This is a genomic window from Mesobacillus sp. MER 48, from assembly GCF_023714225.1.
GTDB classification, from domain to species: domain Bacteria; phylum Bacillota; class Bacilli; order Bacillales; family Cytobacillaceae; genus Mesobacillus; species Mesobacillus oceanisediminis_A.
Map to the genome: position 1 here is coordinate 303,590 of NZ_JAMAUR010000004.1, position 23,889 is coordinate 327,478.

22 protein-coding genes and 1 riboswitch are annotated in these 23,889 nt (G+C 45.2%); of the genes, 15 read left to right on the forward strand and 7 right to left on the reverse strand.

Annotated features, from left to right (window positions below; all coding sequences use genetic code 11):
* Positions 1-6: 6 nt before the first annotated feature.
* From M3593_RS16305 to M3593_RS16315, 3 genes are read left to right on the forward strand one after another with little or no spacing between them, the layout of a single operon-like run.
* Positions 7-534: a Rieske 2Fe-2S domain-containing protein gene (locus M3593_RS16305; RefSeq protein ID WP_251543845.1), complete on the forward strand. Its 528-nt coding sequence runs from the start codon at positions 7-9 to the stop codon at positions 532-534.
* Positions 527-724, forward strand: coding sequence for a hypothetical protein (locus M3593_RS16310; protein WP_251543843.1), 198 nt, complete (start codon positions 527-529; stop codon positions 722-724). The genes M3593_RS16305 and M3593_RS16310 overlap by 8 nt, the downstream gene beginning before the upstream one ends.
* A gap of 54 nt (positions 725-778) precedes the next feature.
* Positions 779-994: a hypothetical protein gene (locus M3593_RS16315; RefSeq protein WP_144475083.1), complete on the forward strand. Its 216-nt coding sequence runs from the start codon at positions 779-781 to the stop codon at positions 992-994.
* A gap of 33 nt (positions 995-1,027) precedes the next feature.
* On the opposite strand, the gene M3593_RS16320 is transcribed toward M3593_RS16315, so the two are convergent.
* A complete protein-coding gene (locus M3593_RS16320; protein ID WP_251543841.1) occupies positions 1,028-1,612 on the reverse strand; it encodes a hypothetical protein in 585 nt (194 codons plus the stop codon).
* 299 nt (positions 1,613-1,911) lie between these two features.
* Here M3593_RS16320 and M3593_RS16325 point away from each other — a divergent pair, with 299 nt between their 5' ends.
* The 4 genes from M3593_RS16325 (at position 1,912) to M3593_RS16340 (ending at position 8,933) form a co-directional block, all read left to right on the forward strand.
* Positions 1,912-4,656 (forward strand): dynamin family protein, encoded by a 2,745-nt coding sequence (locus M3593_RS16325; RefSeq protein ID WP_251543838.1) that lies wholly within the window; start codon positions 1,912-1,914, stop codon positions 4,654-4,656.
* Between the two features lie 155 nt (positions 4,657-4,811).
* Positions 4,812-4,916: riboswitch (SAM riboswitch) on the forward strand.
* A 102-nt stretch (positions 4,917-5,018) separates the two neighbouring features.
* Positions 5,019-6,119 carry a sugar ABC transporter substrate-binding protein gene (locus tag M3593_RS16330; RefSeq protein ID WP_251543836.1) on the forward strand — a complete coding sequence of 367 codons (1,101 nt, stop codon included), beginning with the start codon at positions 5,019-5,021 and terminating at the stop codon, positions 6,117-6,119.
* A gap of 311 nt (positions 6,120-6,430) precedes the next feature.
* Positions 6,431-7,927 (forward strand): sugar ABC transporter ATP-binding protein, encoded by a 1,497-nt coding sequence (locus M3593_RS16335; RefSeq protein WP_251543835.1) that lies wholly within the window; start codon positions 6,431-6,433, stop codon positions 7,925-7,927.
* A 1-nt stretch (position 7,928) separates the two neighbouring features.
* Positions 7,929-8,933 (forward strand): ABC transporter permease, encoded by a 1,005-nt coding sequence (locus tag M3593_RS16340; RefSeq protein ID WP_251543832.1) that lies wholly within the window; start codon positions 7,929-7,931, stop codon positions 8,931-8,933.
* Positions 8,934-8,996: 63 nt separating this feature from the next.
* Here M3593_RS16340 and M3593_RS16345 read toward each other — a convergent pair whose 3' ends face one another.
* From M3593_RS16345 to M3593_RS16355, 3 genes are all read right to left on the reverse strand, one after another.
* On the reverse strand, positions 8,997-9,776 hold the full coding sequence (locus tag M3593_RS16345; protein ID WP_251543830.1) for a formate/nitrite transporter family protein: 780 nt from the start codon (positions 9,774-9,776) through the stop codon (positions 8,997-8,999).
* Positions 9,777-9,920: 144 nt separating this feature from the next.
* Entirely contained in the window at positions 9,921-11,135 is a 1,215-nt protein-coding gene (locus M3593_RS16350) for an MFS transporter (RefSeq protein ID WP_251543828.1), read from the reverse strand.
* Between the two features lie 107 nt (positions 11,136-11,242).
* Positions 11,243-11,614, reverse strand: a complete 372-nt coding sequence (locus tag M3593_RS16355; protein ID WP_251543826.1) for a VOC family protein — start codon at positions 11,612-11,614, stop codon at positions 11,243-11,245.
* A 175-nt stretch (positions 11,615-11,789) separates the two neighbouring features.
* Here M3593_RS16355 and M3593_RS16360 point away from each other — a divergent pair, with 175 nt between their 5' ends.
* The 7 genes from M3593_RS16360 (at position 11,790) to M3593_RS16390 (ending at position 18,294) form a co-directional block, all read left to right on the forward strand.
* Positions 11,790-12,620 (forward strand): basic amino acid ABC transporter substrate-binding protein, encoded by an 831-nt coding sequence (locus tag M3593_RS16360; protein WP_251543824.1) that lies wholly within the window; start codon positions 11,790-11,792, stop codon positions 12,618-12,620.
* Positions 12,621-12,773: 153 nt separating this feature from the next.
* A complete protein-coding gene (locus M3593_RS16365; RefSeq protein WP_251543823.1) occupies positions 12,774-13,430 on the forward strand; it encodes an amino acid ABC transporter permease in 657 nt (218 codons plus the stop codon).
* Positions 13,427-14,149 (forward strand): amino acid ABC transporter ATP-binding protein, encoded by a 723-nt coding sequence (locus M3593_RS16370; protein ID WP_144475073.1) that lies wholly within the window; start codon positions 13,427-13,429, stop codon positions 14,147-14,149. Before M3593_RS16365 ends, M3593_RS16370 begins: the two co-directional genes overlap by 4 nt.
* Before the next feature lie 1,063 nt (positions 14,150-15,212).
* On the forward strand, positions 15,213-15,929 hold the full coding sequence (locus M3593_RS16375; protein WP_251543820.1) for an MBL fold metallo-hydrolase: 717 nt from the start codon (positions 15,213-15,215) through the stop codon (positions 15,927-15,929).
* Between the two features lie 3 nt (positions 15,930-15,932).
* The gene (locus tag M3593_RS16380; RefSeq protein WP_251543818.1) at positions 15,933-16,508 is read left to right on the forward strand and encodes a TetR/AcrR family transcriptional regulator; all 576 of its coding nucleotides are present in this window, start codon (positions 15,933-15,935) and stop codon (positions 16,506-16,508) included.
* An 81-nt stretch (positions 16,509-16,589) separates the two neighbouring features.
* Positions 16,590-17,780 carry a M14 family zinc carboxypeptidase gene (locus tag M3593_RS16385; protein ID WP_144475070.1) on the forward strand — a complete coding sequence of 397 codons (1,191 nt, stop codon included), beginning with the start codon at positions 16,590-16,592 and terminating at the stop codon, positions 17,778-17,780.
* Between the two features lie 88 nt (positions 17,781-17,868).
* A complete protein-coding gene (locus M3593_RS16390) occupies positions 17,869-18,294 on the forward strand; it encodes a hypothetical protein (RefSeq protein WP_251543816.1) in 426 nt (141 codons plus the stop codon).
* A gap of 34 nt (positions 18,295-18,328) precedes the next feature.
* On the opposite strand, the gene M3593_RS16395 is transcribed toward M3593_RS16390, so the two are convergent.
* Together M3593_RS16395 and M3593_RS16400 are read right to left on the reverse strand one after the other, a co-directional pair.
* Positions 18,329-20,707, reverse strand: a complete 2,379-nt coding sequence (locus M3593_RS16395) for a M14 family zinc carboxypeptidase (protein ID WP_251543814.1) — start codon at positions 20,705-20,707, stop codon at positions 18,329-18,331.
* A gap of 214 nt (positions 20,708-20,921) precedes the next feature.
* Complete coding sequence (locus M3593_RS16400) at positions 20,922-21,290, reverse strand: DUF948 domain-containing protein (RefSeq protein ID WP_251543811.1); 369 nt, start codon at positions 21,288-21,290, stop codon at positions 20,922-20,924.
* Positions 21,291-21,435: 145 nt separating this feature from the next.
* On the opposite strand from M3593_RS16400, the gene M3593_RS16405 reads away from it, so the two are divergent.
* A complete protein-coding gene (locus tag M3593_RS16405; RefSeq protein ID WP_251543809.1) occupies positions 21,436-21,756 on the forward strand; it encodes a YciI family protein in 321 nt (106 codons plus the stop codon).
* Positions 21,757-21,857: 101 nt separating this feature from the next.
* On the opposite strand, the gene M3593_RS16410 is transcribed toward M3593_RS16405, so the two are convergent.
* Entirely contained in the window at positions 21,858-23,882 is a 2,025-nt protein-coding gene (locus M3593_RS16410) for a DNA polymerase V family protein (protein WP_251543807.1), read from the reverse strand.
* Positions 23,883-23,889 lie beyond the last annotated feature (7 nt).

Below are 23,889 nucleotides of genomic sequence, written 5' to 3' on the forward strand. Positions count from 1 at the left end.
ATGGCCATGAGTGATGATAAAAAGCAGAACCATCATGAAGATGATAAAGATATGATCAAGCTGATCGATAATCTGAATCGGAAGGACGACGTCAATTTAAATAGAAGGGCGTTTCTGAAGGCTTCCTTTGGCGCAACCGTCGCGATCGGGCTGGCAACGACACCATTTGGGATTTTCACTTTCCTGCGCGATGAAAACGGTGAAGTGAAGCGGGTCGAAGTTACCGATATCAATGACCTGGCAATCGGCGAATCCAGGAACTTCAACTACCCGACGAAAAATGAACCGGCAATTCTGGTCAGGACACCGGATGACAAATTCGTCGCTTACAACAATAAATGTACACATCTGCAATGCCCTGTTTTTTACGAGCATAAGGAAAACGTCCTTCTCTGCCCATGCCACAAAGGCTATTTCAATGTAGACAGCGGCCAGCCGATGGCAGGACCTCCGCAGCGAGAGCTTCCGAAAATCCTGCTTGAAATCAAGGATGGAAAGGTGTTTGCAGTGGGGAGGGAAGTAAGGCATGGATAAAAAAAGAGCAGCATTCTTCTCGATTTTCCTGTTCCTTGCGGTCAATGTCGTCGCCCTCTCGAACGCGATTGAGGGATATTATGGCCAGGAAGATGAGCGTGTATACGGCGCGGTGATCGTCGCTTTGATTTCAACGATTTTGGCGACAACTGCTTTCTTTATCTGGAGGAAGGCAGAGTATAAAAAGTAATCTGCCGGCGAAGATAAAAGGAGAGTTTCTTTCAATCTAAAAGGGAGGATTGAGATGAAGAATCCTTTTCATCAAGACAGCCAAAAGGAAAGCATTGAGGATGTTTTGGAAAACACGGTCCAAATGGAAGAAGATTTGATGAGGACCTACCTGATCACGGCCGAGCGCGTCCATGATGATCCTGAACTGAAGGAACGTCTGGAGAATTTCGCCGAAGGTAATGCAAAACGGACGAAGCAGCTGATCGATGAACTGCAAAAGGAAAACTAAGAAGAGCAGCGGGTGATCCGCTGCTCTTTCTGTTTAACCGAACTGGTTAGTCGGCACAATTCGGATATTGTCCCCTTCGAATTTCCTTTCACCAAACAAGGTGATCAAGGTACAGCTCCTAATCCGGAATGGGCCCGCTTCGACTTCGTACTCGGCCAGAATCCCGGCCCCGAGCTCTTCGCCCACTTCGTTCAAAGCCTGAACGTTTTGGCCTTCTAACGTCCGGAGCTTCGCTTTCATCAGGAAAGCTTTCCACTCTTCCCAATTTTTAATTAAGAAGGCCTTTTCTCCATTCTCCAGGTAGCCGAGCTGGCAGCCTCTTTCATCAATGGCATCTTCATTCCCGTAGCTTAACTCCATGACGATATCCCGCAAAAATTGGAATTCATCCAGGTCCAGATGGGGATCGATGTGGAATTCCACTTCATTTCCTGTTCCCTTGATAGTGGCAAGTGTTTTAGTGTTCATAATCACAGTTTGGTTTTTTATATGTTCCGATGCAATATGGTCGCTGGGAGTGCCCATTATTTTTAAAGTCAGCATAAGAATCTCCTTTTCGGTCGTCTTGTACCTTTCATTATAATGATTTTGCCCTATGAGCGGTGTGACAAACTTCATTTAATCCCCAGAAAGATAAATTATAGTACGAAAGATATATAAGTCCCTTATAATCCGACAGGAACTGCCAAATTACTGGATGTTTTATTAAAAAAATTACATATTTTTCAGGTCTTGTTGCACAACTGAAAGCTTACTGAAATATGGAATGAAAAATAGTTTGATAGAATACAATGATAAGGTTTGAGTGCAAGCCGCAAAAGGGAAAAAGAATAGTTATCTAAAACAATTTTTCATGCCTGAAGGAGTCTGAGGGCTCTTTTTATGGATTGATATTATCGAGAGGTCGGAGGAAAGTCATGACATTTGAAGAGCAATTAATCAATAAGTCGTATTTTGAAACCTATATGGATTCAGGTAACAGGACACACCCAGTCCAGGTACTTGGAGAGCTCTATCTTGCCGAGCAGAAGAATGATATGCCTGACTTGGCAAACATCCGTTTTGCGCAGGGGGAGGTCTATTTTCACCATAAAGACTATGAAGCTGCGATTTTTAAATGGGAAAACATCACGAATGAGCTGGAGCCCTGGGCAAAAAAGAACATGGGGGATGCGTTCCTGGAGCTTGGCCTGCTGACATCGGCGGAAGAGCTGTTCCTTTCGATTGAGACAGAAAGCGATGTACTGAAAATCGAGAGCGGCCTGCAGCTATTATCACTTTATATAGAGCAGGGAAAGCTCGATCAAGCAGTTGCTGTCATCAAAAAAGCTGTAGCACTTGATCCGGATTATCCAGGTGTGACCGAAATCGCCCGTTCGTTTTTCGAGGAGCAAAATGACTGGGGAAATGCGGTCGAGCTTGCTGTCAATGAGGGAATCCGGACTGGTTCGGCAAAATGGTTTGATATCTTGACCCAGTATGTTGAACAGGGACGCACCGCCCAGTTCGCCCCTGACTATTTTAACGAGGCATTATCCGTGTTATTCCAGGTGGACAGAAGCCGGTTTGAACAGCTCGCTGTATCCTTATGGCAAAGCTACCGGAACGAAAGCACCTACATGGCATGGTTAAGGGAATTCAATCAATTATTCAGCGGGATGGACGGAAACAGGAGAGATGGCTGGACAGAGCTTTCAGCGGTCTATCAGGAAAGCTATTTCGAATTGATTAATGGAGACATGCTGATCAAGGAAATATCACCGCTGATCCCGGAATTGCTGACCAACTGGCTGAAAATAACAAGCCCGGTGAACAGCCTTGTCGCAGCGTCATCCATCATTGCCTGGAATGAGGTATTTCCAGGATCGATTACGGCTTCGGCGATACATGATGCAGAGACATTAGTCCTGAACTCGAATGAGTACCATGATGGCTATAAGGATAGCATGATGTTGTTCGAGTCGATCATCAAATGGGCAGAAGAGCATGGGATTGAGGTTGGCAACAAGATTAAGTGGATGGTCGAGGAGTTACACGAGTCCAATATCCATAATATGCTGGTCGCCGGCGTGTCAGGCAATGGAAAGTCTTCCTTCGTCAACACGATCGTGGGCGAAAAATTGCTTACTGTTCCGACTGCAGCGGTCATCCGTTTCATGGATCAGGAAAACCCGGCAGCCCATGAAATAACTGATACGGAAATAAGACAGATCACGGATGTTGAGGACTTCAAGGAGGCAGCAGGTGTCAGCCGCAAGAATCATAAGAATGAAACCATCATTGATTTCAAGGCAGACTTCCCATTCCTGCGCGATCATGACCTGGCGTTGATTGATACTCCGGGGGTCAACCGAAATAACTATGATAGGCATCCGCTCTATAATTACTTGAGATTTGCCGATAGTCTGCTGTTCGTTCTTAATGCGAGTGATCCTTTTACGGAAAAAGAAAGGGATATACTCGGGAAAATATCAGAGTTTTTCCCGGATCTGAACATTCACTTCCTGTTGAATAAGATTGATGTGATATACGGACAGCAGGAAGCGACGGAAGTTTTCGACCAGACATGGGCAGAGGTCAGCCAATACTATCCGGATGCAAAAATGTTCGCCTTCTCATCCAATTACGATAATGCCCAGCAGCTGAAGGATTTCTCCAATTTTATTAAAACAACTAGAAACGCAGTCGACCTTGACCAGGAACGCACTGCGAAACTGCAGTTCTTTGTCAGACGAGCGATCACGTATTTGCTCGATAAGCGGGTTGAAATTGAAAATAACCATATGGAGTCCATCAGTTGGAATGAAGAAATGGTCAGCAAGCTGAATGGTGCCATCAATCAGTTAGGCGATATTGAAGAGGAAAAGTCACGCTCTATCCAGAAGTCATTCCGTAAAATCAAGGATGAAACGCGTGCGGAAATCATCGAGAAGGTTCCAGAATTGCTGCGCAGCTGCTCTGACTTGGTGACGGAGGATAGTGATTTTGGTAAAATCCATTCGGAAATGGACCAGGAAATGAACAAGCGAATCGAAGAATATCTGGAAAAAACAGTATTGCCAAAGTTCCATTCCGATTTGAATGACTGGATCCAATTTTCGAAAGATGAGTTTGACCAGAGCCAGAATTATCTGGACGAAATGGCAGAGGGATTTAACTCGATGTACGGAGAAGAACGGATCAGCCTTGACTGTGACTTCAGGGTACTCGATGACTGGCGCCGTGACGGGGATCGAATGACGAATGGGGTACACTATGAGAAGGCTAACATCATGAATCGTTCGACCCCTCAAGCCTTTTTCCTGAAAAGCGCAGGAAAGCTGCTTGGCGTGCTGCCGCAAAACAATACGATGCTTTATAACAGGTATAAATCCTATCTGGAGACAGAGGATTATTATGAAATTGGCGTAACCATCGCCAAGAAATTCCTGCAGCAATTCGAGATCTTCGAGAAATCGATTGAACGCGATGTGAACTTGTTCTTCAAACAGCCTTTCATTGTTCTAGAAGAATCTGTAGAAGAAGCTAAGAACGAAATCGAACACGGTAAAAATGAATTGGAAAAATTGAGAGTCAACCCGGAATTGTACCGCGATCCATTGACGCTTTATGAAGTGAAACTTCGTCAGTCTGAATGGATGACCGCAGCGGGCAGAGGTTGATTTTGAAAAGAAGATTCCCGGATTTGGGGGTCTTCTTTTTTTTGAGACGCTTTTCTAGGAATATAAATTTAATTTTCATAATAGTATTGACAATATGATTACAGGAGTTTAAAGTAAAGTTTATCAATTTGCCAGATTAATTTAATAACGAAATTCTCTTATCAAGAGTGGCAGAGGGACTGGCCCTATGACGCCCGGCAACCGTTCCATCAGGAATTGGTGCTAAATCCTGCAAAACGATATGTTTTGGAAGATAAGAGAGGAATCTGACCTTTTCATCATTTTGCGTTCGAAACCTCTCTTTTCTGGAGAGGTTTTTTTATTTGGGTTAGCTGAGCAGACACATTAAGGGGGAAATGCAGATGAAAAGAGTTGGATTTAAAAAGGTGTTTTTAACGGCGGTGGCTTCAGCATTGCTGCTGACGGGCTGCGGCGGTGGAGAAACGAAGACGGCAAGCGGTCCTATTGAGGGAGTTCCGGAGCGTTTTGCAAAAGGTGAGGAAGTCAAAATCAAAGTCATCCGCAAGATTGGCGGAGATGATCATACTGCGCAGTTTTTAGCCGGAGCGAAGGCAGAAGGGGAGGCGCTTGGCTTCAAGGTGGACGTTTTCACCGCTAACGGAGATACAGCAAAATTCCATGACGCCATCAACCAGGGGCTGCAGCAGGACTATGATGGATTCATCATTTCCCACGGAGATGATGCCGCAACGGTTAATGATGTGAAAAAATTGACGGATAAGGGCAAAAGTGTCGTGACATTCGATTCAAATCCCGATCTGGCGCAGGTTGAAGGAGTCACACTTACTTCCCAGGATGACGAAGCACTGGCAACCCAGGCACTCGACCAGCTTGTGAAGGACCAAAATGGTGAAGCGAATATCGTTTACCTTTGGGTCGATGGCTTCCCGCCGATGGTCAGAAGAAATAAAGTTTACCAGGAAACGCTGAAGGCAAACCCTGGAATCAAAGAGGTTGAGAGATTTGGAGTTGCCGCAGCCGATACAAGTGTACAAACGCAGAATGCAGTTGCAGCGATGTTAAACAAACATCCAAAAGGGGAAATTGACTCAATTTTCGCGACATGGGATGCATTTGCGATTGGCGCAGCTCGTGCCATTAAGGAAGCTGGCCGCGATGAAATCAAGATTTACGGAATTGATGTTTCCAATGCTGACCTTCAGGAAATCCAGGGAGAAGGCAGCCCATGGAAATACACAGCAGCCGTTGATCCGAAGCTGATTGGTGAGGTGAATATGAGATTGCTGGCGAAAAAGCTGGCTGGCGAAGAAACACCTGCAGCTTATGACCTTGAAGCCTCACTGATATCACAGGAAGAGCTTCAGCAGTCAAAAAATTCAGTTAACATGGCCAACCTCGCAGAAATCATCGACGAATGGGGCAAATCGGATGCATTTTTAGAAGATTGGATGAAAAAATTGAAGGATCACTATAAGAAATAACCATTGAAAGGGTTGTCTGATAAGTTTTATAACGACTTTTTTAGCGACTTTTTCGATTATATAGCGAGTTTTCCAATTATATAGCGACTTTTTCGATTATATAGCGAGTTTTCCAATTATATAGCGACTTTATCGATTATATAGCGAGTTTTCCGATTATATAGCGAGTTTTTCAGTTATATAGCGAGATTCTAATTTTTATAGCGAACTAGAAATTCTGTGCGATTTTTTCCAGTTAAGAGAAACAAGACAGACACTCTCAAACAAAAGAGAGTGTCTGCTTTGCAGAATGGAAGGGAGGGGGAACACGGATGATACTTGAAATGAAAAACATCAGTATTGAGTTTCCCGGCGTAAGGGCGCTGAACGGTGTGGATTTCAATACGGAAACTGGCAGGATCCACGCATTGATCGGCGCGAACGGCGCAGGCAAGTCTACATTGATGAAGGTGCTTTCCGGCGCGCATGATCATTACACGGGAGAAATCCAGTTTGATGGCGAGTATGCGGAAATTAGGAAGCCAGCACATGCGCAAAAGCTCGGAATCCAGACAGTCTACCAGGAGGTCGATACAGCCATCATCCCGTCGCTTACAGTGGGCGAGAATATCATGCTCAATCAAACGGTTCAGAATTTGGACAACAGGCACTGGATGAATTGGAAGCAGTTGTTTCAGCAGGCAGAAGACATTCTTAAAGGCATGAACCTTAAGCTGCCTGTTAAAAAGCTTGCCGGGGAACTGACGCTCGCGGAAAAACAGCTTGTTTTGATTGCTCGCGCGATTTCAAGCAATTGCTCATTTCTGATCCTTGACGAACCAACCGCTCCGCTCAGCCATATCGAAACATCGGAACTGTTCCGGATTGTCCGCGATTTGGCTAGAAGGAATGTAGGGATCATTTTCATTTCCCACCGGATGCCGGAAATCTTTGAATTATGCGATGAGCTTACGATCATGAGGAATGGCGAGTTCATTGCAAAGAGGGAAACTGCGGAAGTAGATCCACCGCAGGTGATTGAATATATGCTTGGGCGGCGGATGGAAGATCAGTTTCCGGCAAGATCCAATACATTCGGTAATCAATTGCTTGAAGTGGCAGGCCTATCGGATGGGGATAAAGTAAGAAACACTTCATTCCATGTAAATGCAGGGGAGATTGTCGGGATTGCCGGCCTGGTCGGTGCCGGGAAGACGGAGCTGTGCAAAGCGCTTTTTGGCGCGTCACAAACCGTAAGCGGTACAGTGAGGCTTAATGGAAAAGAACTCAAACTGACGAGCCCGCATGCGGCAGTAAAAAGCGGAATGGCGCTGGTTCCGGAAGAGCGCCGTAAGGAAGGTGTCCTGGTAGCAGAATCGGTCAGCTCCAATCTGACAGCCGTCAGCTTAAAAAAGTTCTCCAAACTATTTGGTTTTATCGACCGGCGTTCTGAAAAGAACACAGCGCAGGAATACATAAAAGCTCTCGGCATCAAGACTCCATCAGAGTCGGCCAAAGTTGAAAACTTATCTGGAGGGAACCAGCAGAAGGTGGCGATTGGCAGATGGCTGCTTGCCGATGCCGATGTGTATATTTTTGACGAGCCGACAAAGGGTGTCGATGTTGGCGCGAAAAGAGATATTTTTGAGCTGATTGCGAAACTGGCAGCTGAGGGGAAGGGAATCATCTATGCTTCCTCAGAACTGTCAGAGATCGTCGGCATCACGGATCGGGTTTACGTGCTCTATGATGGTGAACCGGTCAAGGAACTCGAAACCGCCGAAACAACGGAAGAAGAACTATTATTTTATTCAACAGGAGGCAGATAGGATGGAAGCCAAACTCCCATTGCAGCAGGAAACGCCGCCGAAAAAGGCATTTGAGCTGTTCCAGTTCCTTTACAAATACGGGACGATCTTGACGATCTTTGTGCTGATCGCTGTCTTCGCGGCTGCGAACCCAAGTTTTATCTACGGCGATAATGTCATCAATATCTTAAGATCGATCTCCATCGTTACGATCATCGCGATCGGCATCACCATTTCCCTTACGGTGGATGGCTTTGATTTATCGGTCGGTTCTGTGGCCTCGTTATCAAATGCGGTTGTCATCTCGATGTTCGTCTGGTTTTCGCAGAACACCCTGATTGCCGTTTTATCCGCGATCGCGGCAGCCTTGATTGTGGGTGCACTTAATTCGCTGATGATCGTCAAGCTGAAGATTCCGGACATGCTGATGACACTTGCGATGATGTTCATTATCCAGGGAACGGCGCTGACGTATACAAAGGGCGCGACGGTCTCGGAAAACATGATCCTGCCAGATGGCAGTTTTTCAACAGGGGCAATCAGTCCATTTTTTGCAAAAATAGGGCAGGTTCCGTGGATTATTCTAATCATGGCTGTTGCCGTGATCATCGTCCATATTTTTCTGACCTATACAAAGCATGGCCGCTATATGTATGTCATCGGAGGGAACAAGGAAGCGGCGAGACTTTCAGGCATTCCGGTCAACCGCTATAAAACAGCTGCCTATCTGCTTTCGGCCCTATTCGCGGCAATTGGCGGAATCGTTCTGGCATCCCGTGTCATGACCGCAGAAATCAATGCGGGTTCGCCGTATTTAATGGATGCCGTGGCCGCTGCCTTTATCGGCTTTTCCGTCCTCGGGGCCGGCAAGCCAAACGCATTCGGAACCTTCATCGGGGCAGTGCTGATCGGCATTTTGCAAAATGGCCTTGTGATGATGTCCGTGCCATATTATGCGATGGATATCGTGAAGGGAACCGTGCTGGCCTTTGCCCTGGGAATCACGTATTATAAGCAGAAGCATTGATCGGCAAGTGAAAAAGCCGGATTTGGCAGCTACCCAAATCCGGCTTTTCCTTTTGTCAAACACTCATTCTTCAAAAAACGGCAAGTTCGCATAGTAATACATCCAGCCCATCATGATTCCGCCGCCGATCAGGTTGCCAATCGTCACCGGGATCAGATTATGGATCACACCCGCAAAGGTGACAGACTGAGGATCGTCGAGAACCATACTGATCGCAAAGGTACACATATTGGCGATGCTGTGCTCATACCCCGAAATGAAGAAGCAGTACACGAAAAACACCATAGCGAACATTTTTGCGCCGTCGCCCTTCATCGACATTGGCAGAAAGAAGGCCAGGCAGACGAGCCAGTTACAGAGAATCCCCCTGAAAAATAGCTCTGAGGTTGGCGCGAGTGTCTTTTTTTCAGCGACGCTCAATAAGAATCCATTCACTGAATGATCATCAAACAATCCCGTTGTGTAGATCAAAAAAGCAAACGCAGCGGCGCCGATGATATTGCCGATATAGCTGAAAATCCACATCCTTGTCACCTGCAGCCATGCCATCTTTTTCCTCAGTGCCACAAACGTATAGTAGAAGGTATTCCCTGTGAACAGGTCACCACCACCGTATGCAATCAGGATGATCGCAGCACCGAAGGTAATGGCAGCTATAGGGTAGGCAAAGGGCGAGTGTTCCATATAAAATGGATTCCCTGTCTTGAACGCAACAATTACTCCAAAGCCAATGAACATCGACGCCAAAGCCGCCCTTGCGAGATAGCGAATTTTGCTCTGCCTGAAAATCTTATGCTTTTTCAGGGCAAGTTTCTCAACCTCTTGCAGCGCTTGTACCTCCAAATTAAAACCACCTGTCATCAGTATGTAATAAGAGTATTCTGCCTCAAACTTACTCTCCTATGTAAATACTTCCCTGATTGCCGGGTGAAAAACAGTGCACTATGAAAAAAAGACTGAATCCGTTAGATCCAGTCTTTTTCCATATTAAAAAGTATCCCTTACGTATTGCGGATTCCGCTGCATCGAAGCGAACAGGACGAGTCCGCTTACAAGCAGAAGACCGCTCGTAAGGACGAACACCGACGTGAAACCAAGGTAACCCGAAAGGAAGCCGCCGAGCACAGGGCCGATGATGTTCCCGAAGAAGCGGAGACTTGTGTTATAGCCAAGCACTTCGCCCTGCATTGCGACCGGAGCTTCCTGCCTGATATAGGCAACCCTTACAGGGATGATGCCTCCGATTGTGATTCCTAGCATGAACCGGATCAGGACGAGCTGCCAGATATTCGTGACAAAGCCGCCTGGCAGATAGATGATCGCTGATAAAAACAGGAGGAGGACAAGGATTTTTATATAGCCAATTCTGTCTGCAATCTGTCCCCATTTCCGGGCCATCAGCAGATTGCCGAGACCAGCTGCCGAAAAGGCAATGCCAGAATAGAATGCCAGGTTTTCATGGCCATGCAGCTCACCGACATACAGGGAGAGGATAGGCTGGATGCTGAAATGGGCAATCTGCACGAGCATGGACATGAGCAGGACATTGACCATGATTGGATTTTTGAAGATATGCTGAAGCACTTCTTTGCGGCTGTAATTTGTTTTGCTGCCCTTTTTTATATCAATTCTATATTCCATGATCAGGAAAACAAGCAATCCGGACAGGATGATAAAGGCAGATGTTGATTGGAAGGTTGTCGCATAGCCTAAAGAGTCGGCCAGGACACCGCCGATCATCGGGCCAAGCAATGATCCTGTTATACTGCCTGTTTGCAGGGTTCCCAGTACTTTTCCGGCCTGTTCCTTTGGCGTCTGTGTTGAAACGAGTGCCTGTGATACCGGAATGAAGCCTGAAAACAAGCCCATGAACATTCTAAGTAAAAATAGCTGCCACACCGAGGAAGCAAAACCGAGCAGGAAGACAGATAATCCCATACCAAAGGCCATGAAAATCAGGATTCTCTTACGTCCGAATCGGTCTCCCAGCCTTCCGATGATGGGAGAGAAGAGAAAAGCTGTAACGAATGTGATGCTGAATGTAAGACCTGACCAGTTCTGGACATATGTTTCCGAAAAATCTCCAAACGACTCAATGTATAAGGATAGGAAAGGCATTACCATTGTCATACTGCCTGCGATGAAGAAATTGGCGAACCACATGATCATCAGGTTACGTTTCGCCTTTTGCTGCTGGGTCATACCATCAACACTTCTTTCTCAGTACGAATATTTCGCTTTTCTAAATATTATACCAAAATTTTGCTGTATTGAAAACCAATACAGCAAGCAAAGGCGGGTTTCTCGGATTAGCGGACCCACTCAAGCAATTCAATTCTATTGCCAAACGGGTCAGAAACATAAATCCTGTTTGCGCCTGGTAATTTGTCATCTTCGAGGTAATCCACTCCGGATCCAGACAGATGTTTCTTCAACTCTTCAATATTCTCCACTTCAAACGCCGGGTGGGCTTTCTTTGCAGGAACAAAATCCGCCTCGGCCCCAACGTGGATCTGGCAGGAGCCGAATTGAAACCAGGCGCCGCCGCGCTTTTTCAATTCAGCAGGCTTTTCGATCTCTTCAAAACCTAATATCCCACTGAAAAATTTCCTTGCCTGGTCTTCAGTGCCTTTCGGGGCTGCAAGCTGTACATGGTCAATCGCTTTAAATTTATAAGTCATATGAATCCCTCCTTATCTATTCCTATTTTATTCTTGTCAGAAGCATAAGGAAATGACGGGTTATCAATAAATAAGGATAAGTTTTTCTTATCCTCTTTTAGAGTAATACAAGCCTCATCGCCCTCATATAAATTAGTAAAGTTTTGTACGTTTTTTACAAGAGGGGGCATTAGGAATGAGAAAAAGATTCTTTGCCATGATCATGATGGCAATTGCAGCGCTTGTTGTGTCAGCATGCGGCTCAAGCGAATCAAGCGAATCAAGCGAAACGAATGGTACCGGGAAAAAGGAACTCAGAGTCGTAACCGATGCAGCATACGCACCATTTGAATATATGGAGGGCGACAAGATTGTTGGTTTCGACGTTGATTTTCTGAAGGCCGCCGCGAAGGAAGCAGGTTATGAACTAAAGTTCGATAATGTCGGCTGGGATCCAATTTTCGTTGAGATTGGCAGCAACCGCGCCGACCTTGCCGTATCGTCTATCTCCATCAATGACGAGCGAAAGCAGACTTATGATTTTTCATTGCCATATTTCCTGTCCACCAATAAAATCCTTGTCCGCGAAGACAGCGACATCAAAAGCGCCGCAGATTTGAAAGGCAAGGTAGTGGCTGTTCAGAACGGGACCACCGGGCAGGAAGCAATGGATAAACTGCTTGGAAAAAACAATAAGGACATCAAGAAATTCGATAATAACAACCTGGCAATCATGGAAATGCTCTCAGGCGGAGCGGATGCAGTCGTGGCAGACAATGGAGTTGTTGAAGTCTATGCGAAGAACAATCCGGATGAAAAGTTAAAGGTCATCGAAGACAGCGGCAGTTTCGATGCTGAATACTACGGCATCCTTTTTCCAAAAGGAACCGATCTGAAAGCCGACTTTGATAAAGCCATCAAGAAAATCGTCGAGAACGGCACTTATGAGAAAGTCTATCAGGAATGGTTCGGCCAGAAGCCGAACATCGAAATGCTGAAGGCAGAACAAGATAAGGCATCAAAGTAAAACCTGAAATCAAGATAAGGCATCAAAGTAAAACCTGAAAACTATGATACTGCAAAGATGCGTAACTCTTAACACAGCGTTACGCATTTTTTTGTCAGGCGGGACAGCCTATGAAAAAATCAGCTCCGGACCAGGGGCGTTGGGGGGCAAGCTATGGATTTTCGTTTTGATATTATTATTGAATACTCTCCTTTTCTGGTAAAAGGTACGCTGCTGACCATCGGGCTTTCATTGGCAGGAATTTTAATTGGGACAATCCTCGGTTTGTTCATTGGACTTGGCAAGATGCAGCGCCGGAAGCTGCTGGCCTGGCCATTTGTCTGGTATATTACTTTCTTTCGCGGGACCCCGTTATTCGTCCAAATCCTGCTAATCCATTTTGGGGTAGTCCCGATGTTTCTTGGGGAAACAAATGGGATTGCCGCTACCATCATTGCCTTGTCACTAAATGCGGCAGCCTATATCGCAGAAATTTTCCGTGCCGGCATCCAATCGATCGACCGCGGCCAGATGGAGGCTGCCCGTTCGCTTGGGATGACACACGTCCAGGCGATGAGATATGTCATTCTTCCCCAGGCATTCAAACGGATGATTCCGCCGCTTGGAAATGAATTCATCGTGCTGATCAAAGAGTCTTCACTGGCGGCTATCGTCGCGACGCCGGAAATCATGTACTGGGGCAGGGCGATGGCCGGGCAATATTATCGGGTTTGGGAGCCGTACCTCACCGCAGCAGTGATTTACCTGATCCTGACACTTTCGTTAAGCTTTTTATTAAATCTGCTAGAAAGAAGGCTGAAAACGGAATGATCACAGTGACTGATTTGGAAAAATCTTTTGGAAGCCACAAGGTGTTGAATGGAATAAACGTAGTCGTCCAGCCGCAGGAGGTTGTTGTGGTGATCGGGCCATCGGGTTCCGGAAAATCAACCTTCCTTCGCTGTATTAACCTCCTCGAAACCATCACTGCAGGCCATGTGAAAATCGAAGGAGTGGACATTACCGATAAAGGAATCAATATCAACAAAGTGCGCGAGGAAGTCGGGATGGTGTTCCAGCATTTTAACCTGTTTCCTCATAAGACAGTGCTTGAGAATATCATGCTGGCGCCACTCAAGGTGCGTGGGGTTTCGGTAGAGCAGGCACGTTCCAAAGGAATCGAACTGCTGAAAAAAGTAGGACTTGGTGAAAAAGCGGAAGCATATCCGGACTCACTGTCAGGAGGCCAAAAACAGCGAGTGGCCATCGCCCGCGCCCTCGCAATGGAACCAAAAATCATGCTGTTCGACGAACCAACGTCCGCCCTCGATCCGGAAATGGTCGGAGAAGTGCTCGAAGTCATCAAGCAGCTGGCCAGGGAAGGAATGACCATGGTGGTTGTCACACATGAAATGGGCTTCGCCAGAGAAGTCGGTGACAGAGTCATCTTCATGGACGGCGGGCTGATCATAGAAGAGAACCAGCCGCAGGAAATTTTCGAAAACCCACAGCACGAGCGGACGAAGGCTTTCTTAAGTAAGGTTTTATAGGACGGAAGGAAGGGAAGCCCGCTTGAAGGTGGGCTTCTTTTTTGGCGATGATCGAAAAGTTTTTAACCGTATTTTTCTTTTGGAAGATATCCTTATGTAGGTTGCTCTATCCACATAAGGGTACCATTCAAATCGGGAGATACCCTTATGCAGTCAAAACCGTCCACATAAGGGTACTATTTAGGCCGGTAGATGCCCTTATGCAGGCGAAAGCATCCCTATAAGGGTACCATTCAAATTGAGAGATACCCTTATACAAGTCAAACCATCCGCATAAGGGAACCATTCAGGCCGGGAGATACCCTTATGCAGTCAAAACCGTCCCCATAAGGGTACCATTCTAATTGGGAGATACCCTTATGCAGTCAAAACCGTCCCCATAAGGGTACCATTCTAATTGGGAGATACCCTTATGCAGTCAAAACCGTCCCCATAAGGGTACTATTCAGGCCGGTAGATACCCTTATGCAGGCAAAAGCATCCGCATAAGGACCCTATTCAGGCCGGTAGATACCCTTATGCAGTCAAAACCGTCCCCATAAGGGTACTATTCAGGCCGGTAGATACCCTTATGCAGGCAAAAGCATCCGCATAAGGGCACTATTCAGGCCGGTAGATACCCTTATGCAGTCAAAACCGTCCCCATAAGGGTACCATTCAGGCCGGTAGATACCCTTATGCAGGCAAAAACATCCCCATAAGGGTACCATTCAGGTCGGTAGATACCCTTATGCAGGCGAAAGCATCCCCATAAGGGTACCATTCAGGCCAGGAGATACCCTTATGCTGGTGAAACCCTCCCCATAAGGGTACCATTCAGGCCGAGAGATATCCTTATGCTGGTGAAACCCTCCATATTAGGGTACCATTCAGCCCGGGAGATACCCTTATGCAGGCAAAACCATCCGCCAAAGGGTATCATTCGGGTCGGTAGATACCCTTATGCAGGCAAAAGCATCCCCATAAGGGTACCATTCAGGTTTCCAAAATAAAGATTGATTTAACTAACGTAATTAGTTAAAGTAAAACTAATGATATTAGTTTTGCGCTGGAGGGGTTTCAAATGAGGGTAATCAAAGAGGGTTTTCTATACCAGTTAACATTCATGCCAAGAATTTTTCCGGTAAATTGTTACTTTATCGAGGAAGAGGAAGGGCTGACTTTAATTGATGCAGCACTGCCGAACAGTGCCAAACCAATTTTGCATGCTGCAGAACAAATTGGGAAACCGATCAAAAGGATTGTTTTGACCCATGCTCACAGTGATCATATTGGAGCACTTGCTGAATTGAAGGAAAAGCTTGATGTCCCAGTTTATATCTCTGTCCGTGATTCACGCCTTCTTGCCGGTGATACCTCACTTGATCCATCTGAACCTCAGACACCGATTCGAGGAGGAGTACCGAAGAACATTAACATAAAACCTGATGTATTCCTCAGCGAAGGGGATGAAATCGGCTCATTAATCACATTTGAAACACCAGGACACACACCTGGATCAATGTCTTTCCTGGATAAAAGAACAAACTCCCTAATTGCAGGTGACGCCTTCCAGACAAGAGGGGGAATAGCTGTATCTGGTGTGACAGTACCATGGTTTCCTTTTCCGGCGATGGCTACATGGAACAGGAAACTGGCATTGCAAAGCGCGGAAAAAGTTCTCGAGCTAAAACCAGCAATTCTGGCTGTAGGCCATGGGGAATTGCTTCGTGGACCTGTGGCTCTCATTGAAAAAGCTATCCAAAAGGCAGAAGAATTTTTACGGAACAAAGGAGTTTAGGAAATGTCACCAAGACCGAAAATCGCACTCGATAAAAAGACCATTGTAATGGCAGCAGCTCAGCTTGCGAATGAGCAGGGAAGTGATCAAGTAACGCTTGCATTGCTGGCAAAGAAACTTAATATCAAACCACCATCGTTATATAACCATTTTGATGGTCTTCCAGGAATCAAAAGGGAACTCGCTCTGTTTTCACTTGAAAAACTGTATAACGGACTTGAGGCTGAAGCATTGGAAAAGTCTCCAGGTGAGGAATCAGTTTTGGCGATAACAGATGCCTATTTATCTTTTGCCAGGGAAAATCCCGGCCTTTATGAATTTGCATTGTCTGCTCCCGATCCTTCAGATGAAAAAGTCAATCATGCTGGCGAGAGAATTGTCAGGCTTGTCATATCCACAATCCAGCCCTCTAGTTTGTCAGACGAGGGAGCCATTCATGCAGTGCGCGGTTTAAGGAGCCTCATGCACGGTTTCGCTTCTCTCGAACAGAAAGGCGGCTTTGGAATGCCCCTTGACCTGGATGAAAGCTATAGGCTTGCAGTAAAGACCTTCCTCCGGGGCATGAAAATATCAGGTTAATTTTCATCTTCTGAAATAGTTTCAATGGGTACTCACATACATATGTATAGATGCAACTTTTGAAAGAACAGGAGGCGCACTATGGATATATATGTGAGAAGAGGAGATTCATTTTGGTATTTCAGCAACCTTTTCAACATCCCGCTCCAGTTGATCATAGATTCCAACCGCGATTTGGATCCGAACGCACTGACTGTGGGCCGGACTGTAAAGATTCCCGGTTATGCCGCTGTGGATTACCGAATCCGTGCAGGAGATACTCTCTGGCAAATCGCCCGGAGCCGAAATATCCAGGTGGATGCTCTGCTGCTGGCCAATCGGAATATCAATCCAAAGGGATTGTACATTGGCCAGATGATCAAAGTTCCAACAAGGATTACCTGGCGGATTGTCCAGGGAAAAAAAAATTACGATTATAGCTCTTTGATGAATGATTTAAGACGATTGGAAAGTGTATACCCATTTATGAGAGTGCCATCGATCGGAAATTCTGTATTAGGAAAAAGGATTCCTGAAGCTTTGGTCGGGGATGGCAATAAAAAGGTCCATTACAATGGGGCATTTCATGCGAATGAATGGATCACTACTCCCGTCCTAATGACGTTTCTAAATGACTACCTTCTGGCGCTGACAAACCAATCCTCGATACGAGGGCTGTCAATGCTGAACTTATACAACCAGACGGCTTTGTCGATTGTCCCTATGGTCAACCCTGATGGTGTCGACCTCGTACTCAACGGACCACCTGAAGAGGAGCCATGGAATGAAAGAGTAATAGAATGGAATAAAGGCAGCATGGACTTCAGCGGCTGGAAGGCGAATATAAGAGGAGTGGACCTGAATGATCAATTCCCAGCAGAATGGGAAAAAGAAAAAGCCAGGAATCCAAGCCAGCCTGGTCCAAGGGATTATGTTGGCGAAAAGCCGTTATCGGAGCCGGAAGCAATCGCCATGGCAGAACTTACACGCAAGCGCGATTTCTCAAGGGTTCTCGCCTTCCATACCCAGGGCGAAGTCATCTACTGGGGCTTTGAAAACCTCGAGCCGCCTGAATCGGAGGCAATGGTTAATGAATTCGCCAGGGTAAGCGGCTACCAGCCAGTAAAAACCATTGAAAGCTATGCCGGATACAAGGACTGGTTCATCCAGGACTGGCGCCGGCCTGGCTTCACAGTGGAGCTTGGGTTCGGTATCAACCCTCTGCCACTGTCTCAGTTCGATGAGATTTATGAAGAAGCCCTGGGAATCTTCCTGGCAGGTTTATACCTTTAATAAAGTGGATCACCTGAAAAGGTGGTCCCTTTCTGTATCTCTATTTGGATTTATCTGGTAAAATTGTTTTGTGCAAGGGGGGAGTCAGATGACTTATTCAGGCAGGCCACCAATATACATAATGTATTCTCTGTTAGTTGTTATGCCTTTTTCTTCAAATTTCAACAAGTTCTTTCAATTTCTGATTCCGATTACTTTAGTTATGATTAGTCTGCTGAGATTTCATTTAACATTATCATCCCATCAGATTGAATATAAAATAACCATCTCTAATATTATGATATACAAAAAAATACTTACATCTGAGAATATCAAAAAAGTAAAGTTCGGCCGGATCGGCTGGACGACGAAAAATGCAGTGGTAAAGGTAAGGAGAGGCTTCAATATTGGTGTTGCCTACTTTTACAGCGGTCAGTTGATTGCTGAGTTTGAAGATTTCGCCCTTGCTAACCATATTGAAATTCAAAAGACGAGGGATTTTCTGCTTTTGGAAAAATACTATACAAACAGCTAAAAAGCATCGGTCGCCCGATGCTTTTTTTGCCTGCTTATTTTTCAAAAATGCTGTTGGAAAGGAGACGGAACAGGTAGTCTGTATGATCGCGGAAGCCAGCTTCAAGTCCGATCAGCGTTACATCTTTATCCTGTTCTTTAACGATTACTGCCTTTCCTTGAGCTGCGCGATTGTTTTTCCAGTGCCCGGCAACAAAGAAGTCTGAGTTATCGTCAAATGTTGCAGCAACTTCATCATTTCCTGTATTTTCATACCAGACAGGACGGTAGACGAAGCCGAGCTCATCCTCGCTATATCCGCCGGTCATACCTTCGCCGCTGTAATCAACTTTCGCGATTCCGTTGCTGTTGTAACCTGCAACGACAACCGTGTTATCTGTGAGGCCTAATGTCTTTGTCGCCAGTGAGGCGCCTGCACCGACGGCGATATACTTTCCGCCATTATTTAAAAATTCTTCGACATTCGTTTTGAAGAGATCATACTGTGCTGGGTTCTGGAAGCCAAATTCTTGATTTCCTGCACGTGATTGAGTTTTGGCGATCAGACCTTCGGTACCGCTGTATACGAATACGTCGAAGCCCTTCAATCCCTGTTCCGCAACTTCAGCAGGGGTGACCTCTGTAACCTCAAAACCCAGGCGTTTCAGTGCAAGTTTTGTTCCTGAATGGGATTGGGCCTTATTCATGCCTCCGTCCTTAAGGATTGCTACTTTAAGGTTTGTAACTTCTACTGCGTCTGCAGGTACCTTTACCGATTCGATATGCAGTCCGGATTGTTTTACAGCTGAGTCAATGGTGTTCGCGGGAGCTTCTGTGTAAAAATTGCCTGCTTTATCGCGTTTTACGGAGACGCCTTGTTGCATGAGCGTATTGGCAAGTTGAACCGCTTTTACAGAACTGTTTGGAATCAGGAATGGCCCTTTGCCGGTAACTGACCCTTGTTCCTGGATCTGGTTCACTTTCGTTGCGGTCACATCGAGTTCATCTTGAACAGCTACTGCCTCAAAGCCCCATAGCTCCGGCAGGCTCCAAGCTGAAATATCGTACATGGAGTCGACATCTTCAGTGATATCCTCGCCATCCCATAACATCGTATTGGCCAGCCCCGCCTTTGCCTGGTCCATTTTGACAATGTATGTGCCTTTTGGATAAGCTTTTCCGTCTGCCGTAAAAGTCTTTGAAGCTTGGACGACTTCGATGTCGTTTTTCTGCAGATGCTTAACAGCCTTATGTGTTACAGTTGGATCTTCCGGATCAACAGGCAGAACATAGGCAGTAGGGAAGAAGCCTTCGTCATGGAACGGATGATCAAAATTGATGCCTCGCTTGAACATTTCAATCTGGTCTTTGATCATTTCCTGCTTGTTCTCTGTGGCATTTTTCAATGCTCCCATGATGGCATCATACATCCAGCGGACACCGTCAAGATCATTTGTTGGCGCTTCAAGCGTGTGGCCATATGCACCATGGTACATCGCATACATTGGCGTAAAGATTGGAGGATAATCATCCCAGCCTTCTGCGTCATCACGTTGAGGGATATAGGTTCCCACCATCGATTGATACAGGCTGCCGGTGAAGCTTTCCTTGTCGGACATGATTTCATTTTCCATCGCTTCCGCCTGATCCATTGCCCATTTTTGGTAAAGGTCATATTCGTAATTTGGATTGTGCGGAACGGTACAAGGCTCAATGAGACCCTGCTTATTTGGCGCGTAACCTTTTACATAGCCATGTGTATCAAGGAAGACCATTGGATTCCATTCTTTGATCAGTGAAACGGTCTCCTGGGTTTCCGGCTGTGACTGGGTGATGAAGTCACGGTTCAAATCGATTCCTTCTCCATTGAAGCGGGTAGCATCGACCCGGCCATCGGGATTCTGGACAACATTGAAAATCAGAATATTGTTTTCGAGGATTTCAGTCGTTGTCTCGTCATTTTCAAGTGCAAAGCGCTCAATCAGCTGCATGACCGCGTCACTGCCGACAAATTCGGTACCATGGATAGAGCCATTGATCATGACTGGCACCTTGAAGTCTGGATTGTTTTCAATCCAGTCCTGTGCTTTGCCAGGGTTTTTGAACATTTGTTTTCTTAAAGCCTGGATCTTGCCGAACTTACCCTGAGAATCAGGTGCAGCAATCGTAACGACATAAAGAGGCTGTCCGGTTGATGATTGTCCTTTTACTTCCACCTTCACACGATTGGATTGCTTCTCGATTTGTTCCAGCTGCTCGCCGATTGCCGAGAATTTCATAAAGTCATAGTTTTCGCTGTTGAATAAGCTTCCGTCCTTTTCTTCATATGCATTTACATAATTCCACTTCAAAGACTCAGCTAGTGCCGGAGTCCATGGGGAGGATGCTAGCAAACTTGCAGCTACAACACCCGAAATCATTTTTTTATACTTCATCTATGTATTCCTCCAAAATTACTTTGTATATTTATACATAATAGTTAGTAAAAATTATTTCGACAATCGTACAAAACTCCTAAATGTTTGTCCAGATGTCCTAACGCTTGAATTTACAGGAATCTAGAGTGGTTGGGAAATTATTCGAGAGGAATATCTAGGAAGATAGTCACGAAGAAGAGGCGAAATAAAAAAACAGGGCGGGTGCCCTGTTTTATTGTGGCTGCATGGTCCGATTACGTCGCTTCCGGTTCCATTGTCTTGCCTTATATTTCTGTTCAAGTTCGGCGACAGGTTTTGCAACAAGTGCGTTCTTGAATTCAACAGGTGTCTGTTTTACAGAAACAACAACCGTATTGACAGCTTTCTTTTTCTTTTCAAAATCAGTCATCAGCTTTTGCTGTTTAAATTTAAGTGAATCGGTTTCTTCTTTGATCGCATTGGTTTTATTCTGGACACGGGTTGCTGTCTCTTGAAGACTGTCAATGGTTGGCTTAGCATCTTTAAATGTTTTATAAGCAACATATCCGAGATAAGCAAGTGCAGCCACGATGACAGCGATGCTGATGTAGACGATGATCATGGATGATGCCTCCTTTTATTCAAATCCTTTATTTTTTATTTACCCATTTATGTTCCGTTTTAACAAAGAAATGCACTACAGCTGTCGGGATATATTGGAAATGATATAATGGACTGGAAGATTTTATAAAAGGAGTACTTATTAGATGAGTAAATTTGTTGTGATCCTGAAGGATAAACGAAATGGAGAACTGGATTCAAAATTGCTGGGAAGGCATATTGACCATCTCAGGCAGTTAAACCAGGCAGGACAACTGATGATTGCCGGCCCATTCAAAAATAATGATCACGCCATGATCATCCTGAATTGCGATGATATTGATGAAGCAATCGCACCGACAGAAAAAGACCCCTTCATCACAGAAAAGTACTACCATACATATGATATCAACGAGCTGATTGTCGCCAATGAGGAAAATAACTGGCTGATGGACAACCCGCAAACGAAGGGGAATCTGATCCACTAATAGAAAAAGAGACTTCCAGCTGCCTGGAAGTCTCTTTCTATGATTATTGGTTTCAACTCAACTATGACTTATTCAGTCACAGTTTCAGCTTTCTCTTCAGTCTACTTCTCAAAAACAGCAAGTACAGCAGAAAGCATTGCAGCAAATTTCTTTGCGATTTCACTTGCATATAAGCTAGCTTTTGACTTAGCTTTTTTGTCAGCAGATGGGTTTACTTTTGCCTCTTCAGTAGCAGTTTCGTCAGTAACAGCTTCTTCAGTCACTTCTTCAGTAGCAGTTTCGTCAGTAACAGCTTCCTCAGTCACTTCTTCAGTAGCAGTTTCATCAGTCACAGCTTCCTCAGTCACTTCTTCAGTAACAGTTTCGTCAGTAACAACTTCCTCAGTCACTTCTTCAGTAGCAGTTTCATCAGTAACAACTTCCTCAGTCACTTCTTCAGTAGCAGTTTCGTCAGTAACAACTTCTTCAGCTACTTCAACGGACAAAGCAACAGCTGAATTTTCGTTAGCTTTCTCTTTAGCAACATCGCTAGCGTTGAAAGCCTTAGACTTCATTTTGTTGGCAATAGAAGGAGATACTTTTGCATCTTCTTCAGTAGCATCTTCTTCAGTAGCATCTTCTTCAGTAGCTTCTTCATCAGTAGCATCTTCTTCAGTAGCTTCTTCATCAGTAGCATCTTCATCAGTAGCTTCTTCATCAGCAGCTTCTTCATCAGTAACAACTTCATCAGTAACTACTTCTTCAGTAGCAACTTCTTCAGTAACAACTTCTTCAGTAGCTTCGTCTTCAGCAACCTCATCTTCAGTTACTTCAACAGACAAAGCAACAGCTGAGTTTTCGTCAGCATTCTCTTTAGCAACATCGCTGGCATTGAAAGCCTTAGACTTCATTTTGTTGGCAATAGAAGGAGATACTTTTGCTTCTTCTTCAGTAGCATCTTCTTCAGTAGCATCTTCTTCAGTAGCATCATCTTCAGTAACTTCGTCTTCAGTCACTTCGTCTTCAGTCACTTCATCTTCAGTCACTTCGTCTTGAGCAGCATCTTCTTCTGCAACTTCGTCTTCAGTAGCTTCATCTTCAGTCACTTCATCTTCAGTCACTTCATCTTCAGTCACTTCGTCTTCAGCAGCATCTTCTTCTGCAACTTCGTCTTCAGTCACTTCATCTTCAGTCACTTCGTCTTCAGCAGCATCTTCTTCTGCAACTTCGTCTTCAGTCACTTCGTCTTCAGTCACTTCATCTTCAGTCACTTCAACAGATAACGCGACAGCTGAATTTTCGTTTGCTTTCTCTTTAGCGACATCGCTTGCGTTGAAAGCCTTAGACTTCATTTTGTTGGCAACAGATGGAGATACCTTATCTTCCGTATCTTCGTCTTCGTTGTCATTTTCGTCTTCATCTTCATCTTCAGTCTTTACAGTTGCATCTGTATCAAGATCGATATTTTCAGAATCGGAGTCATTATCCTCATCATCTTCTGTTTTCACAGTAGCTTTTGCCTCAAGGTCGATGTCTTTAGACTCTTCTTCAGAATTTTCATCTGAATCTTCATCTGAATCCTCATCATCTTCCTTTTTCATTTCTGTGTCAGCTTTAGGCTTTATTTCCTCTTCGTCTTCTTTAGCTGCATCAGTGTCTGAAGTTTCTTCAGATTCAGAGTCAACTTCTGTTTCATCAGTAATGATTGGCTCAAGTTCTACAACTTCTTCCACTACAGGTTCCTGAGTAACAGCTTCTTCTGTTGGAACTTCCTCAGTTTTCACATCTTCGACAGGCGCTTGTTGAGTTGTTGTGTGTACAGCTGCATTTGGAGCCGCATGCTTTTTGGCAGTTTCGCTTGCATGAATGCCAGCCTGTGACTTTGATGCTTTTTCCTTCGCTTCGCCGTTTGTAGCAGCTTTTGGCTGAGCCTTAACTGCAGGCTTAGCAGGAGTTGCTTTTACATTAGCCTTTTTATTAACAACCTGAACCTTTGCTGGTTTGTTATGAGATTGTTCAACTTTTACCTTTTCCGGTCCGGCAGCCTGAGTGAAGTGGCCTCCAGTCAGTACTCCGATTGACAATACTCCAGCTAGCATAAAAGACTTCACAACTTTAGTTCCATTAATATAATTATTCATTTTCATTATTCGC

What these genes read in the sequence shown, in the direction of transcription:
- M3593_RS16305 (WP_251543845.1), top strand. Translation starts at nt 7, where the DNA reads ATGAGTGATGATAAAAAGCAGAACCATCATGAAGATGATAAAGATATG.
- M3593_RS16310 (WP_251543843.1), top strand. Translation starts at nt 527, where the DNA reads ATGGATAAAAAAAGAGCAGCATTCTTCTCGATTTTCCTGTTCCTTGCG.
- M3593_RS16315 (WP_144475083.1), top strand. Translation starts at nt 779, where the DNA reads ATGAAGAATCCTTTTCATCAAGACAGCCAAAAGGAAAGCATTGAGGAT.
- M3593_RS16320 (WP_251543841.1), bottom strand. Translation starts at nt 1,612, where the DNA reads ATGAAGTTTGTCACACCGCTCATAGGGCAAAATCATTATAATGAAAGG.
- M3593_RS16325 (WP_251543838.1), top strand. Translation starts at nt 1,912, where the DNA reads ATGACATTTGAAGAGCAATTAATCAATAAGTCGTATTTTGAAACCTAT.
- M3593_RS16330 (WP_251543836.1), top strand. Translation starts at nt 5,019, where the DNA reads ATGAAAAGAGTTGGATTTAAAAAGGTGTTTTTAACGGCGGTGGCTTCA.
- M3593_RS16335 (WP_251543835.1), top strand. Translation starts at nt 6,431, where the DNA reads ATGATACTTGAAATGAAAAACATCAGTATTGAGTTTCCCGGCGTAAGG.
- M3593_RS16340 (WP_251543832.1), top strand. Translation starts at nt 7,929, where the DNA reads ATGGAAGCCAAACTCCCATTGCAGCAGGAAACGCCGCCGAAAAAGGCA.
- M3593_RS16350 (WP_251543828.1), bottom strand. Translation starts at nt 11,135, where the DNA reads ATGACCCAGCAGCAAAAGGCGAAACGTAACCTGATGATCATGTGGTTC.
- M3593_RS16355 (WP_251543826.1), bottom strand. Translation starts at nt 11,614, where the DNA reads ATGACTTATAAATTTAAAGCGATTGACCATGTACAGCTTGCAGCCCCG.
- M3593_RS16360 (WP_251543824.1), top strand. Translation starts at nt 11,790, where the DNA reads ATGAGAAAAAGATTCTTTGCCATGATCATGATGGCAATTGCAGCGCTT.
- M3593_RS16365 (WP_251543823.1), top strand. Translation starts at nt 12,774, where the DNA reads ATGGATTTTCGTTTTGATATTATTATTGAATACTCTCCTTTTCTGGTA.
- M3593_RS16370 (WP_144475073.1), top strand. Translation starts at nt 13,427, where the DNA reads ATGATCACAGTGACTGATTTGGAAAAATCTTTTGGAAGCCACAAGGTG.
- M3593_RS16375 (WP_251543820.1), top strand. Translation starts at nt 15,213, where the DNA reads ATGAGGGTAATCAAAGAGGGTTTTCTATACCAGTTAACATTCATGCCA.
- M3593_RS16380 (WP_251543818.1), top strand. Translation starts at nt 15,933, where the DNA reads ATGTCACCAAGACCGAAAATCGCACTCGATAAAAAGACCATTGTAATG.
- M3593_RS16385 (WP_144475070.1), top strand. Translation starts at nt 16,590, where the DNA reads ATGGATATATATGTGAGAAGAGGAGATTCATTTTGGTATTTCAGCAAC.
- M3593_RS16390 (WP_251543816.1), top strand. Translation starts at nt 17,869, where the DNA reads ATGACTTATTCAGGCAGGCCACCAATATACATAATGTATTCTCTGTTA.
- M3593_RS16395 (WP_251543814.1), bottom strand. Translation starts at nt 20,707, where the DNA reads ATGAAGTATAAAAAAATGATTTCGGGTGTTGTAGCTGCAAGTTTGCTA.
- M3593_RS16400 (WP_251543811.1), bottom strand. Translation starts at nt 21,290, where the DNA reads ATGATCATCGTCTACATCAGCATCGCTGTCATCGTGGCTGCACTTGCT.
- M3593_RS16405 (WP_251543809.1), top strand. Translation starts at nt 21,436, where the DNA reads ATGAGTAAATTTGTTGTGATCCTGAAGGATAAACGAAATGGAGAACTG.
- M3593_RS16410 (WP_251543807.1), bottom strand. Translation starts at nt 23,882, where the DNA reads ATGAAAATGAATAATTATATTAATGGAACTAAAGTTGTGAAGTCTTTT.